Here is a 14,057-nt window from a genome sequence, read left to right as displayed (position 1 = left end):
TAACGATTGTCGACTCCTGTTTTAGTATAGCATGTAATAATGAAATTTTTCTATGTAATATTGCATATATATGAATTATATGATGTTTTGTTGTGTATATTTTAGTTGTTTGGTGCGGAAAACAGAACTTATTGGTTCATCGCCTATATTACTGACTAAAAAAATTATCATCTGAAATGGAAGAGTAAAATCCAAATCTAAATGTGCGTGTGGATTCAGTGTTATTTGATGTTTTACTTAAATTGGGATAAAAAAGTTAGTTAGCTTAGAGAGAAAGATTAATATATATACAGCAATAATATTGCTAATTATAATTAAGATGAAAGCATTCGTAATAAATGGGGGAATAACAAGTAATGAATAAAAAGGCAACATTTAAAATAGGGGCAATGTTTACCATTTTATTAATGGCATGTGTTTTTTATGGATATAGGAGTTTAAATAGTTTTTTAGTCTGGAATGAACTCGGTGATATACAGATGATTCCAAGTGAAAAAGAGGCTGCAAATGGTATATATTTTGTAAGGGGAGAGATATATTCTGAACGTGTAACAGGCGATGAAACGCTACTTGCTGATGGGTATGCGGTAGTGAATCGAATTCAAAAGAAAAAAACAACATACTATACACAGACTTCTGCACCAAATCGTTCGTTATGGAGTAACGGCCAAGTAACAGCATTTTATAATGAACCCATACATATCGGAAATAAAGAATTAAAATTAATAAATAAAGAAAATGTGTCTTTGGAAACTTCCTTTATGGAATTAAATGATCAGAATGTAATTTCAACAAGAATAAATGATATTCAGGCGAATGCTACAAAGTTAGCAGATGGAAATAAACGCTTTTATTCATTTAGAGCAATAGAAAATAAAGAAAATGTAGTTGTGCTTGGATCAGTAGATGGAAAAGTAATAAAAGAATTACCTAGTAGATATGGGGAATTTGTTTATATTGGAAATACTAAGGAGCAAATTATAGATAGCTTAAAGAATGGTAGTAACAAAAATTGGATATATTTCGCTGTGCTTATTATACTAACTAGTATTAGTGGATTCGTATTTTATATGTATGGGAAAGGAAAATGGACAAAAGATGTTTTTGTTTTTACATTTTTCGGACGGAAGATAAATTAAAGAGGATGCATCTTTGCATCCTCTTTAAAAATTCATATGCGTTCTTTTCGTAAAGAAAGTTCTTCTTCATTTTCATATCCAGTAAATAAAATTTCTTCGATTTAAAAGGTGCCCCACAAATGATAAACCATACCGAAAACAAAAAATGCGAGTCCTACAAATAAAACGATTAAAGCAAGCATTCCGTTTTTATTATGCTCCATACAGTCAGCTCCTTTTTAGTTATATAGAAAAAAGCCTTTAGTCGTAATTATGGCTAAAGGCTTTGATCTTCATACTTTACAGTTAATAAAAAAGTTGTACTTCTGTATGAATTTGGAATATGATTATTTAAAGAGTAGGTGATGAGTACATGCAGGAAACAAAACAATTCCCGCTTATATGTGGAAATCTCTCATTAGATTTAGTGAATACAGAGTTAGTTAGGCGTGGACAACGTTATGATTTATTAATAACGGATGAAGATGTATTAGAATGGCTATATGTAATAAAGGTTAATCTTCCTTTTTGGAATGAAAAAACACTTATAGGAATTCAAGAACGAATGGATCAAGTTACATCTAGCATATTAGAGGCAAGAGAAGTACTGAGAAAACAGTTTGAGGCAATTGCTGATCAGCACGAAATTTCTAATGATTTTATTACGTATTTAGAAAAACAAATTGAGAAGGCACCCTTTACATATAAAGTCATTGAACAGCGTCTAGTACCTGTCCCAGTTGGAGAAGTTGAGGATGTACTTGTATCGATAATTGCATTTGATGCTTTAACCTTAATAACAGAAAATAAGCTTATTTCTCTTAAAAGGTGTTCAAATCCCGACTGTGTTTTATTATTTATAGATAAAAGTGGGAAACGAAAATGGTGTTCTATGAAAATATGTGGGAACCGAAAAAAGGTAGCAAAATTCCAGGATCGAAAATGTGAAGAAGTTTAGGGATCAACTTATAGCAGTTGATCTTTTTTTATGTATTTTCAAACTAACCCCTAAAATTAATATTGACCAGTTAGTTTGTTTGAAATATAATTATTGGTAAATAAAGGAGGAGAATGATGAATCATATAACAGCAGCTAAGCAGAAAGAGGCTCCACCAATAAGTGTACGATATTTTGCAAAAATGAAAGGGAAAGGAAGAAGTCCGTTACAAGTAAACATAAAGGACTCTTTGACGGGACTATTAGGGGGATTTTTAACAATTCTCACCTTAACATATTTAACGAGTATAACTTCTACAGAATTGTTAATGGCTCCATTTGGGGCGAGTTGTGTATTAGCGTTTGGAGTTTGGAATGCACCGTTATCACAGCCACGTAATATTATTGGAGGACATTTGATTTCAACTTTCATTGGTCTATCAATATATCATTTGTTTGGGAATGAATATTGGACGATAGCTTTAGCAGTGGGGATGGCAATAGCCGTTATGATGTTAACGAGAACAACGCATCCTCCGGCAGGGGCTGATCCAATTGTCGTTATTTTAGGAGCATACAGTTGGAGTTATTTAGTAACACCAGTTTTAGTTGGTTCCCTTGTTATTGTAGTTATTGCTTTATTCATTAATAACATGAGTAGTAAAAGAAGCTATCCAACTTTTTGGATATAATTAATAAGGTGAAAAACAATTTGAGTAAGTATCCCGTTTTTACTATGTCTTCATTTCATATACTTTTTAGTTTACAAAGAAAAGACACCCATATAAGAGTGTCTTTTCCAATAGTTTGTTTAGCAGAAGCAAGCAGCTCCAACGATGATTAATAAAATAAACAATACAACTAATAATGCAAATCCTCCAGCAAAACCGCAGCCTCCGCCGCAACTACCACCAAATCCCATAATAGTTCCTCCTTTAATAAGAGGGGAAAACAAAGGGTCACTCGTGTTTTTTAACGGATTCCATTTACTTTATGTTTGACGCCTGAATGTGAGCAGGTCCTTTTGAAAATAAAAAAAGACACCTTGAGGTGCCTTCCGTCCCATTTATTTCATTAATATTCGTTAGCGTAAAATTCTTTTATTAGCTTTATTTCATTTGTATCTGGGTTAAACTTAAATATTTTAATTTGATTAGATTCATCTTTATAGGCAAATGTATGATCGCCAATTTGGGTCATATTACTAGTGTTTAACATAGGATCGCTACTATGGTCAGTGATTTCTACAGGTTTCTCACGGTCCCAAAATGCGATGACGATAATTAAGATGATAAGGCATATACGTATGTTACGTAATTCTCTTGCTAGAGGATGCTCCATATGATAGTCTCCTTTTTCATTTGCTAGATTTTGTGTATAAAAGAGATATTTTCTATGAGAATATAAATAAAAAAGACACTGTAAAAAGTGTCTTTTTTATTTGATTTATGCGCATTGCTTAATAAGACGCTAGTTCCTCAAGTTAAATATGAGTAACTATGTAGGGTGATTTCATTATAACATTTTAACCATTACTGGGTCTATATGGAATTTTATCGATGAATATGTTTGATTATTCAGAATGGTACATGTAGTGAAAGATATTTATTGCCTATAGTAATTGTAAAATATAACGATGTATATAACTAGTCTTGTAATGAATTTTTATTATATTTAAGATTGAAATAGAAATGAAAAAAGCACAAAGAAGGAGTTGTAGCATATGGGCGCTTGGGGAACTGGATTATTTGATGATGACACGACTTGTGATGTGAAAGATCAATTTATTGAGTATATAGAAGAGGGTAATAGTGCGGAAGAAGCAACTAAGTTCATTTTAGAAGAGTATGTAGATGAGTTTGATATAGAGGAAGAGTTAGAAGAAATATCTTTAGTATATATTGGTCTTGCGGCAATACAATTGGAGAAAGGCTGTCTTCAAGAAGAAGTTCGTAACAAGGCAATTGCATTAATTGAACGTGGGGCTGACCTTGAGCTTTGGGAAGAAGCCGATACGGAAGATTATGAAGAGAGAAAGAGAGTTTTAGATGAATTTAAGCAACAGTTAATTAACGGTTAGTAGTTTACAACATAAAACTTATATATTGTCTAATATATAAGTTGAGGTGAGAGAAACACTTTTGCTTGTATAAAGATGTAATTGAGAAGAATAGTGAAAGTTTAGAGCTTTACGTATGAGAAGGAGACATCTTAATGGATGTCTTCTTTTTTAAAGTATGGAAATTGATTTCCCTTTACACAAGCATAACGGTATAATATAGTTAAGTTAAGTGAACTTAACTATTAAACGAAACAAAATAACAGCATGGAGGAAGAGTGCTATGACTAGAACGTATAAAGAAATAATTAATGAAATGAACCGAGCCTATAATGAATTCTACATTTTACTATTTCAGGAGTTGAAAGATGAGTACGGTCTTACAGGACAGCAAGAGAGTATGTTATTTCATATTCATTTAAATGAAAACACGACAGCGAATCACATTGCGACTACTTTTAACATATCGAAAAGCGCTGTGAGTCAAGTTTTATCGAAATTGGAAAAGCAGAAGATGATTTCAAAACAAGTAAATCCTAATAATAAAAGGGAGTATTTCCTTACACTTGGTCCGAACGGTAGTAAGTATATGGAGCAGTTGTCTAAGTTAGATGATGTATTAATTGAGAAGTATTTTTCTAAAATCGATATAAATGCTTTAGAACAAATGACGGATACGTTAAAGAAAATAAATAAGGTGATATTGGAAGAAAAACAGAAGGATCTTGATTGTAATGAGTAAGAACTTGAATGAGATAATGAGTAGAAAGGAGGAGAAGCGTATGATGAGTTACATACCAAATATGATGACGATAGCGAATTTTATTTGTGGGATATTGGCCATTTATTCTGTTTTCTTTCAAGATATGTATGGTGCAGCCATATTCATTATTACAGGTATGGTATTTGATTTGTTTGATGGTATGGTGGCTCGGAAACTTGATTCTGTTTCGGAAATTGGCGGAGAGTTAGACTCATTTGCGGATTTAGTTACGTTTGGCGTGGCACCGTCTATTTTTGCCTATAGTGTTGCGCTAAAAGATTTGCAGTCTATTGGGATGATATGTGCGCTCGCTTACAGTATTTGCGGAATGCTGCGGCTTGCAAGATTTAACACGCAGCAAAGCAAACTCCCAACCTTTATCGGCATGCCTATTCCATTTGCGGCAATTTGTCTTCTTATTTTATGCCTCCTGAATAATCCAGTTTCCGTGGCGTTTGGTACATGCATACTCGCGTATTTAATGGTGAGTAAAATCAAATTCCCTCATTTTAAAAAAGATATATCTGAAAGCTTGAAGTCCGAAAGATGGAATTAAAGAGAAAGGTAAGGAGTATAACATGATTCGTATGGCATTAAGATCATTCAACATACAAATATATTGTTTGCTAGGCGTAATGTTATTGGGGTGGCTTGTGACACCTTTTTCAGCACAGTTCGTAGGGATAAGCATTGGCCTTTTAGTAAGTATGTACTGCGCCTGGATTTTAGGAAGACGTATTGAAAAGTTCGGAGACAGCATCGTAAAAAAAGAAAAAGCACCGATGCTCGGAATGATGAACCGGTTCGCAGCCGCAATTCTCGGCGCGATTATTATGTATGAAATTGAACACCGTGAGTACATGTGGACATTTGCTGCTGGAATTATGGGTGGGTATTTCTTGATTATTATTAATTTGGGGTATTACAGTATGAGGGATGCGGAGGAATAGATGAGTAAACTCTCAAGTATAGAATGATATACTTGAGGTTTTTTTATTATATAAATTTTTAGTTTGTAAAATTTATATAGAAGTATTTTTATAAAGAGAAGACACTGTAAAGCGTCTTTTTTATTTTAGAGCTATGTGGAAAACGTGTAATGATCACATGCTTGTAATTGGCACTTTATTTGTGAATGTTCCACCTCATTTTCTTAAAACGAATATAGAAGGAATTATATGAGGAAAGTGTTTTTTTTCTATATTTCTAAAAATATAGATGCTGATTTTTTATGTTTTTATTGTGATAAATTTCAGGGATGGTAGCGGGTTAGAGAGGAAAATGCAAGGAGATTTATCTTACAATATTGTAATTGTAATGTAATCTATTTCAATTGTTCACAGTGCTATTTTTGCAATATACTAACGGCATTCATCGTTATATAATGACACGTTTTTGAAGAATATTTATAAAGGAGAGATATGTAATGTAGAAAATTCAATTTCTATAGGAGAGTATAAAACTTCACGAAATGAAAACTTTTTATTGTGCCAATTATTATGTGATGTTGTTTTCTAAAATGAATATATTAATTTTCGCTATATCTTAATGATAGATGTTTAAATTAATACAAAAGGAGAAGTATTTTTATATGAAATGGCTTTTTAGTACGTTTATGGTTTTAGTAGTAATTTGTGGTGGTGCTTTTTATTATCTTACTTCCAGCAATGGATATTATTCAACGAAAGAATATTATGTGAAGATAATAGCCGATCCTATAGTGGAAAGAGAAAGATTAAGTAGTGGTGAAATGAGCACAAACAATGTTTATAACGTGACAGGATACGATAAAGAGGGAAAAGAAAGAAAGCTTAGAATTGCGTCAAATGATGTTTTTGAGAAAAATCAATATTATATTATACATTGGGAAGATAGGAGAGGTATTGTTTCTAAGAAAGAAAAAGCTGATAAAACTAAGATTGAAAAATCAATATTAGAAAAATTAGATGCTGTTTTATAAAGTGTTATAAGCTAGCGAGAAGATGCTATTAATTTTTTAAAAAACAGACCGAACCGTCTGGTTTGGTCTGTATGTAATTTAATTTGAGGAGGAAATTATGAATTCCATAATAAATTCAAAAAATAGAATCATATCACTTGATATTATTCGTGGATTTGCATTGTTAGGTATTTTATTTATTAACATACCAGCATTTCAAATAGTAGTTGAGGGATCTTCAGCACCTACAAATTATAGTGGTATAGATGAAGTCATTCGTATATTAATTGATGTGATAATTACAAAGAAGTTCTTTTCTATTTTTTCATTTTTATTTGGAGTAGGCTTTTACATTTTTGCTTCAAATGCTGAGAAGCGTGGCGATAATCCTAAAAGGCGATTTGCTAGACGTTTAGGAACACTTTTCATTATAAGTCTTTTCCATATGTTTATATTTTTTGGGAGTATTTTAGGTGCTTATGCATGTATAGGTTTATTACTAATCCCATTTTATCATGCAAGTTTATCTACGATAGCTAAGTGGTTAGGCGGGATTTCTAGTGCTTATTTAGTTTGTATCGTAATACAACTTGTAAATATTGAAAATGAAATGGTTACTTCAATCGTAACATTTGTAACGACAGATTCGACTTTAATTTTATTGATGTTCTTAGCTGGCTTTGGGATATCTAAAGCTGGGTGGATACGAAGAATTGGGGAATTTAAAAAACAAATTATGAGAATTCAATTGGCGATGTTACCGTTAGTCATTGGTGGTGCTGTCTGGATTTGGCTAGCATCTAGTGCAAACAGTAATCAATTATCCCTGATTATTAAACTAAGTAGTATCCCAACGGTTATTTTATATTTAAGTACGATATTTTTATTATTAGAAAATAAAACAGTTGCTACGTTGTTTACACCAGTTGCTTCTGTAGGAAGAATGGCTCTTACAAATTATGTAGCACAAAGCATCATTGCCAAAGTAATATTTTCATTTGCAAATATTGAATTTGTATCACCTACACAAACGGTTTGGATAGCGTTACTTATTTTTACGATCCAAATTATATATACTTCAATTTGGTTTAAATTCTTTAAAATGGGGCCACTAGAGAAAATGTGGCGAACTATGACATATGGAAAGAAAAAAGCATAATTATTTTAAAATTAGTAGAGTATTTAGAGGAAATTAAATACCTGGAGGGGTTTAAGTGAATAGAACAGTTGTAAAAGTTGAAAATGTGAAAAAAACGTATGGGAAAAAAGGTGAAAATCAATCCCATGCTTTAAAGAATGTTTCATTCTCGGTAAGAGAGGGTGAGTTTATTGGAATTATGGGGCCGTCTGGTTCAGGGAAAACAACTTTGCTAAATGTAATTTCAACATTAGATAAGGCGACAGGTGGTGTAATTGAAATTGCAGGTACGGATATTACAAAAATGAAGCAGGATGAGCTTTCTGATTTCCGTTCTCAAAAATTAGGATTTATATTCCAAGATTTTAATCTGTTGGAGAACTTATCTGTGTATGAGAATATTGCTCTTCCCTTATCACTTCAAGGTGTTCCATCACGAAATATAAAACCAAAGGTAGAGAAAGTAGCGGAAATATTAGATATTTCATCAATTCTTCCAAAATATCCTGCGGAAGTTTCAGGAGGACAAAAACAGCGTACTGCTGCAGCACGTGCGCTTGTACATGAGCCAGCAATTATTTTAGGGGATGAACCAACAGGAGCGCTCGATTCCAAAAATGCAAAAAGTTTACTTGAGGCGATGAAAAACCTTAATAAAAAGCAAAATGTATCAATTATGATGGTTACGCATGATCCTTATAGTGCGAGCTATTGTGAACGGATTTTATTTATTAAAGACGGAGGGTTATATAAAGAATTACATTGTACGAGTGATCGTGAGACATTTTATAAAGAGATTTTAAATGTTATGGCAAACATGGATACGACACAAATATAAGAGAGGAAGTTCAATGATGTTATTCAAATTAGCTATTGGGGCTATCCAAAGCAAGAAAAAAGATTATGGAATCTTGCTGACGGGGTTAATTATAGCCATTTCTATTTTTTATATGTTCCAAACATTAGGAACGAATGAAGTGTTTTTGAAAGAGAATAATTCAATTGGTGCGATTTTATTTATATTTAAAGCAGGCTCATTTTTAGTTGGGATTGTGACATTTTTCTATATTCTATATGCGAATTCATTTCTATTTTCTCTACGCCAAAGAGAATTTGGGATGTACATGATGTTAGGGGCGAAACGAGATAAAGTTGTCACTATTATGTTTATAGAGACGATGGCATTAGGGGTTGCATCTCTTGTAATTGGTGGGTTAGTTGGAATCGTTCTCTCATATACGACAGGAAAATTGCTTATGGCACAACTTGCATTTGATGCGGTTGGATATAATGCGTTGCATTTACCAGCATTAAAAGCAACTTGTACATTTTTCTTAACCATCTTTTTTATCAATGCGGTTATCAATAGCTTTAAATTATCGAATACTTCGGTATTACAACTAGTGCATGGAAATGCAAAAACGGATCAAGTAAAGGTAGGAGGAATAAAAACGGCAGTACGTGCAGTATTTGCCTTGATTTTATTAGCAGTTGGGTATTTTGCAATGATTAATATGTGGAGGTTACAGGTTAGCGGGATAGTCGTATCTTTAATCACTGTAACATCAGGAACATATATGTTATTTGGAGCTGTATTACCGCTTATCGTAAAAATGATTAAATCTAATAAGAAGTTTAATGAAAAGGGAGTTAATGCTTTTACATTTGCTCAATTAAACTATCGGATTAGTAATCTAACGAAAGTTTTAGCTACGATTACAATGCTAGTAGCATTAGGTGCTGGAGCAATATCTGGGGGGATGGCTTTTAAAAATAATATTCCATTTCAATTAGATAAGTTTACCTATTATGATGTTACTATTCATAATCCGACAGCTGAGGAAAAGAAAATATTAAGTGATATTAAATTTACAGAAACAAGAGAATATCGCTATAAAGTGGATGAGAAGTTCGTTTATTTCATTAAGGAAGATTTAGAAAAGGATCCTTTATTAATAGAAAAGGATGCGGATGGACCAAAAAAGCTAATACGTAATAAAGAAAAACTACCTTTAAATTCTGTATTAGGCGAGGATATAAAATATGAAGACGATATGAAAGAAATGTCTCCAAAATGGAAAATGGCTTTTGAGGTGATTGTGCCGGATTATGTTGCTATTCATTTGAAGCATCCTATTAAAATTGTTAATCAAAAAATGTATGAGAACATAGCAAAATCAGAGAATGTAACATTTATAGGGAAATCAGATGATTACATGAAATATGTGAAGGAATGGAAAGAAATTAATAATTTACAACTAGTGAAGTATAAAGATTTAGTTACTGAGTTAGAAAAGGAAGTAAACAATATAAAATCATTATTATTAGGATCAACAAAATACCATTACTACACAATATATTCAGGTTTTGTAAACGGAATATTGTTTATGGCGTTTTTCCTAGGAATTGCTTTCCTAACAATGATGGCAAGTTGTCTCATGTTTAAAATATTATCAGGTGCTTCGAGCGATGTGGCGCGTTATCAAATGCTTCATAAAATTGGAGTTCGCCGTGAATTATTAACAAAGTCAATTTATAAAGAATTATTCTTTGTATTTGTATTCCCTGCAATTGTTGGTATTACTCATGTGTTTGTTGGGATGAATATTTTTTCTTCTTTCGTAATTAACCCTTATTTAAACATGTGGATACCAATCTCTATTTTTATAATTATTTATGGTGCTTATTATATGTTGACTGTTCAATTATATAAGAGGATTGTACTTCCTCAAAAGGATTAAGATTGCCTTTTACTATTACCTATTCATAACTAGTGCTGTAAACAAAATTAAGATATAAAAATAACAACCCTGCCCATTGGAGAAATAGAGCGATTAAATGGGCGGGATAATTTCTTTATTTGAAAAAGCGACAGCATGTCTTTCTTCGAAGAGTGACGACCTGTTTGAGCGATATTTAGGATAAGATAAAAGCATTATTTAGAATAAGAAGTAAGCAGACGTTTTACTTGCTCAATAAAATAATGGTGATGAATATTATCATTACATACTTGACTAGCCATAATGGCTCCCTCCATTGACGATGAAAGAAAAGAAGCAAGTGATAAAGTATCCATGTCGTCTGTGAATTCCTGTTTTTCAATTCCTTCTTTTAAAACAGACTCCAGTAATACTATTGTATCATCAAATCCCTTTTTAGCAGCGTTTTGTAACTCCGGGAATAGGCCTGTACTTTCAACGGCAGTATTGAGCAAAGGGCATCCACCAGGGATTGGTGGGTTATTGGCTGCATCTTTGTATACAAGAAAAAGTGCAATGATCTTATCGATTGTATGCTCTTTGTTTTCCATTGCTTTATAAAAATGTTGCCACATAATTTCTCCGCCTCTTTTAAAGGAAGCAAGTGCAATTGCATCTTTGTTTTTGAATCTACGATAAATCGCTCCTTTAGGCAAATCGGTAGCAGTCATTATATCTTGGATAGAGGTATGAGTTATACCTTGTGTATTAAATAAATATAAAGATGTATCAATAATTTTTTCTTTTATTAAATCAACCTTAGTCATAATGAATATCCTCCAAAAATAAAAAACATATTAAATTGCTTTATCATAACGTTTTACAAATAGTATAGTTATAAGTTTACTACTTCTTTTATATAAGTTTTGACAGCTTGAGTCAAAAATATTGCTGAATTTGCACTTTCTTCTATGTTTGTTCTTAAAATGATGTATAGGAAAGTATTAGATTCCACTTAAAGTAGCACAATTTTTTATGAATAGATTGTGGATTGATATCTTTTATATCGGTGACAAAGCACGAAAAAGAGTATAGGTTTTGATTTATTTATTGTGAAGAATATTATAGAACAATATAATGGGAAAATTACTGCCGAAAGGGATGTAATACTCATGATATTAGAAATTTGATTATTACTGGCGGATTCCTAGCAAGAGCAATAATAAAACCCAACTGAAAATTTAAGAAAAATTTTATATTTACCCCACTTTTTATTTTAAAAGTTTTTCCTATCCTATAAACAAGTTACATCAAGGAGGAGACTGAAAATGAAGAAGTGGGGATTTTTTATTTTTCATATATTCCCGATATTCGAAGACAAAGTAGAAGATTAAATATATGAACAAAGTACCGGTTCTTGAGCTATGTTCTAAAATAATAGATGAAAATGTAAAGTTAGGGGATTCTACATGCATACAGGAGTTTTGATTAGTTATTTGTATACTTATTTTTTTACAATTATGTTTTGTATTTTATTTCAAATTGGATTTTATTTTAAAGCGAAAAACAATATATCTATTCGGCATTTTTTATGGGTATATGTTTTTCTATTCTACCTTTCGCTAGTGTATAAGGTGACGCAAATCGCGACTGTATGGGATATAAGTAGATATGAAACATGGATTCGTGTAAATCAAATTAATTTGACTCTATTTGATACGGCAGGTAGTACGACGTATCTTTTGAATATTTTACTGTTTATGCCATTCGGTTTTTTACTACCGACTATTTGGCCTCGGTTTAGAAAAATGAAAAATACCGTATGTGCAGGATTCTTTTTTTCATTGGCAATTGAGTTAAATCAATTACTAAATAATAGAATTACAGATATTGATGATTTATTTACGAACACCCTCGGGGCGATTGTTGGATATGTATTATATAGAGTTTTTAAAATGATATGTAAAAGAGAGGAAAAAAAGCTTGATACCAATTCTTCTCTAGTTATAAAATACGAGGCTGTTTTTTGTTTAGTGTGTTCATTTGTAGGGGCGATGTTAATTTATTATCCAGCTTTATTTGGAAGACCTGTGATCCTTCAGTGAGGTGATTATGCTCGTTTGTAAAATGATTCTAGTTCCCCATACTCAAACACGGTAAAATGTGAATGGTGCATTCTCTTTTTTTTACTTAATAGATACAGTGTATTTCTTCCAATCAGCACAAGATTCTCTCTATACGTTATTAAGCTATTCGGTAGACTGTAAGATTATCAGTAATCGTACTGGTGGGATTGAAATAAAAGCGGACAGTTTCTATCCAAGCTTTTCATTTATGTATGATGCGCAAGAATTATTTATTATTGGTGGAGAAGAAAAATGGTCTGATATCCATTATATAAAAAGATTTTTCCATCTTGAGCAGATTACAGATGAGCTAATTATTGATTTAAGAAAATGAGAGACGAGAGAGAATAAATGAAAAACCCTCAAGTATAGAACGACATACTTGAGGGTTTTTATGTATGAAGAAGGGCCTTGTATCATATATTTTATTCGTCGCTGCATGTAAGTCATTCGGTTTATAAAATCAATGTGTTGAATAGATCAGTAAAGAAGGCTTTTCTATTTTTCCCTAGAATGAACAGTAATGTATAATCTAATTCCTTCATGTAATAAGGAGGCAGTAAAATTTGAACAGGAAAATTTGGTTTGTATTTACTTGTTTTGCTCTTTTAGTATCTGGTTATATTGTTGTCCAATATTTTATTATGGATGGATTTCAAACAGGGCTTGTAAAAGCGAAGCTTATGTATGGATCTAAATTAAGTGAGTTCTGGTATAGTATGTTATTTACGCATATTACAACGAGTATAGTAGCATTAGTAATTGGTCCGTTTACATTATCGACTAAATTTAGAGAAAGGAATATCAATCGTCATCGAATAATGGGGAGAATCTATATGGTTGGTATATTATTAGGGGGCATTTCTGGACTGTACCTGTCCTTTTATGCTACGGGAGGATTGGTAGCAAAGCTAGGTTTCGGTTTGTTATCCGTATTTTGGTTAACATCAGCATATCAAGCGTTACATAGAGTTAAGAATAAAAAAATGAAAGAGCATCGGAATTGGATGATTAGAAATTATGCTTTAACCTTTGCGGCAGTTACATTAAGAATTTGGCTACCGTTGTTTATCGTTCTATTTGGAATAGAACATTTTGAACTTAGTTATGCTATTATTGCTTGGTTAGCGTGGGTACCTAATTTAATTGTTGCAGAATTATTTATAAGAAAAAGGCTTAATAAAGGAAAATACGAAGGAAATGAGGATTTACATTTTTAATGTAAATTTGCTGTAATATTGAGTGCAGAATTCTTCAGTAATTGAATTTTTCTCATAG

16 protein-coding genes and 1 pseudogene are annotated in these 14,057 nt (G+C 32.0%); 14 read left to right on the top strand and 3 right to left on the bottom strand.

All coding sequences use genetic code 11. The features are described 5' to 3' along the window. The first annotated feature begins 356 nt into the window (after positions 1-356). The 3 genes from PDQ40_RS23310 to PDQ40_RS23300 all read left to right on the top strand — a co-directional run bounded on the left by PDQ40_RS23310 (position 357) and on the right by PDQ40_RS23300 (position 2,747). Positions 357-1,139 carry a hypothetical protein gene (locus PDQ40_RS23310; RefSeq protein WP_270691656.1) on the top strand — a complete coding sequence of 261 codons (783 nt, stop codon included), beginning with the start codon at positions 357-359 and terminating at the stop codon, positions 1,137-1,139. Between the two features lie 352 nt (positions 1,140-1,491). After that, positions 1,492-2,076 carry a CGNR zinc finger domain-containing protein gene (locus PDQ40_RS23305; RefSeq protein ID WP_001158426.1) on the top strand — a complete coding sequence of 195 codons (585 nt, stop codon included), beginning with the start codon at positions 1,492-1,494 and terminating at the stop codon, positions 2,074-2,076. Between the two features lie 116 nt (positions 2,077-2,192). Then, complete coding sequence (locus tag PDQ40_RS23300; protein ID WP_001015679.1) at positions 2,193-2,747, top strand: HPP family protein; 555 nt, start codon at positions 2,193-2,195, stop codon at positions 2,745-2,747. Between the two features lie 119 nt (positions 2,748-2,866). On the opposite strand, the gene PDQ40_RS23295 is transcribed toward PDQ40_RS23300, so the two are convergent. Both PDQ40_RS23295 and PDQ40_RS23290 read right to left on the bottom strand, forming a co-directional pair. Next, positions 2,867-2,977 (bottom strand): YjcZ family sporulation protein, encoded by a 111-nt coding sequence (locus PDQ40_RS23295; RefSeq protein WP_000505679.1) that lies wholly within the window; start codon positions 2,975-2,977, stop codon positions 2,867-2,869. Between the two features lie 152 nt (positions 2,978-3,129). After that, positions 3,130-3,396 carry a YmzC family protein gene (locus PDQ40_RS23290; RefSeq protein ID WP_061131448.1) on the bottom strand — a complete coding sequence of 89 codons (267 nt, stop codon included), beginning with the start codon at positions 3,394-3,396 and terminating at the stop codon, positions 3,130-3,132. Positions 3,397-3,778: 382 nt separating this feature from the next. On the opposite strand from PDQ40_RS23290, the gene PDQ40_RS23285 reads away from it, so the two are divergent. From PDQ40_RS23285 to PDQ40_RS23250, 8 genes are all read left to right on the top strand, one after another. Further along, the gene (locus PDQ40_RS23285; RefSeq protein WP_000501489.1) at positions 3,779-4,135 is read left to right on the top strand and encodes a hypothetical protein; all 357 of its coding nucleotides are present in this window, start codon (positions 3,779-3,781) and stop codon (positions 4,133-4,135) included. Positions 4,136-4,397: 262 nt separating this feature from the next. Further along, positions 4,398-4,856, top strand: a complete 459-nt coding sequence (locus PDQ40_RS23280; protein WP_000198934.1) for a MarR family winged helix-turn-helix transcriptional regulator — start codon at positions 4,398-4,400, stop codon at positions 4,854-4,856. Next, on the top strand, positions 4,849-5,433 hold the full coding sequence (pssA, locus tag PDQ40_RS23275) for a CDP-diacylglycerol--serine O-phosphatidyltransferase (protein WP_270691655.1): 585 nt from the start codon (positions 4,849-4,851) through the stop codon (positions 5,431-5,433). Before PDQ40_RS23280 ends, pssA begins: the two co-directional genes overlap by 8 nt. Positions 5,434-5,455: 22 nt before the next feature. Beyond that, on the top strand, positions 5,456-5,827 hold the full coding sequence (locus tag PDQ40_RS23270) for an ATP synthase subunit I (RefSeq protein ID WP_046198772.1): 372 nt from the start codon (positions 5,456-5,458) through the stop codon (positions 5,825-5,827). 641 nt (positions 5,828-6,468) lie between these two features. Beyond that, on the top strand, positions 6,469-6,837 hold the full coding sequence (locus tag PDQ40_RS23265; protein WP_098947140.1) for a YxeA family protein: 369 nt from the start codon (positions 6,469-6,471) through the stop codon (positions 6,835-6,837). A 97-nt stretch (positions 6,838-6,934) separates the two neighbouring features. Further along, a complete protein-coding gene (locus tag PDQ40_RS23260) occupies positions 6,935-7,975 on the top strand; it encodes a DUF418 domain-containing protein (RefSeq protein WP_098947141.1) in 1,041 nt (346 codons plus the stop codon). Positions 7,976-8,030: 55 nt separating this feature from the next. Beyond that, positions 8,031-8,792 (top strand): ABC transporter ATP-binding protein, encoded by a 762-nt coding sequence (locus PDQ40_RS23255; protein WP_098947142.1) that lies wholly within the window; start codon positions 8,031-8,033, stop codon positions 8,790-8,792. A 16-nt stretch (positions 8,793-8,808) separates the two neighbouring features. Then, the gene (locus PDQ40_RS23250) at positions 8,809-10,695 is read left to right on the top strand and encodes an ABC transporter permease (protein ID WP_142385829.1); all 1,887 of its coding nucleotides are present in this window, start codon (positions 8,809-8,811) and stop codon (positions 10,693-10,695) included. A 194-nt stretch (positions 10,696-10,889) separates the two neighbouring features. On the opposite strand, the gene PDQ40_RS23245 is transcribed toward PDQ40_RS23250, so the two are convergent. After that, positions 10,890-11,480 (bottom strand): TetR/AcrR family transcriptional regulator, encoded by a 591-nt coding sequence (locus PDQ40_RS23245; protein ID WP_270691654.1) that lies wholly within the window; start codon positions 11,478-11,480, stop codon positions 10,890-10,892. Between the two features lie 642 nt (positions 11,481-12,122). On the opposite strand from PDQ40_RS23245, the gene PDQ40_RS23240 reads away from it, so the two are divergent. From PDQ40_RS23240 to PDQ40_RS23230, 3 genes and pseudogenes are all read left to right on the top strand, one after another. After that, complete coding sequence (locus PDQ40_RS23240) at positions 12,123-12,758, top strand: VanZ family protein (RefSeq protein ID WP_270691653.1); 636 nt, start codon at positions 12,123-12,125, stop codon at positions 12,756-12,758. A gap of 100 nt (positions 12,759-12,858) precedes the next feature. Next, positions 12,859-13,113 (top strand): annotated as a pseudogene (locus PDQ40_RS23235) (hypothetical protein); the annotation flags it as partial. Between the two features lie 232 nt (positions 13,114-13,345). Further along, positions 13,346-13,999, top strand: coding sequence for a DUF2306 domain-containing protein (locus tag PDQ40_RS23230; RefSeq protein ID WP_061535751.1), 654 nt, complete (start codon positions 13,346-13,348; stop codon positions 13,997-13,999). Positions 14,000-14,057: the final 58 nt, after the last annotated feature.

This window comes from Bacillus cereus group sp. Bc061 (assembly GCF_027715825.1).
Taxonomy (GTDB): Bacteria; Bacillota; Bacilli; order Bacillales; family Bacillaceae_G; genus Bacillus_A; species Bacillus_A paranthracis.
The sequence above is the reverse complement of the archived record's forward strand: the minus strand, read 5'-3'. Positions and strand labels throughout refer to the sequence as shown.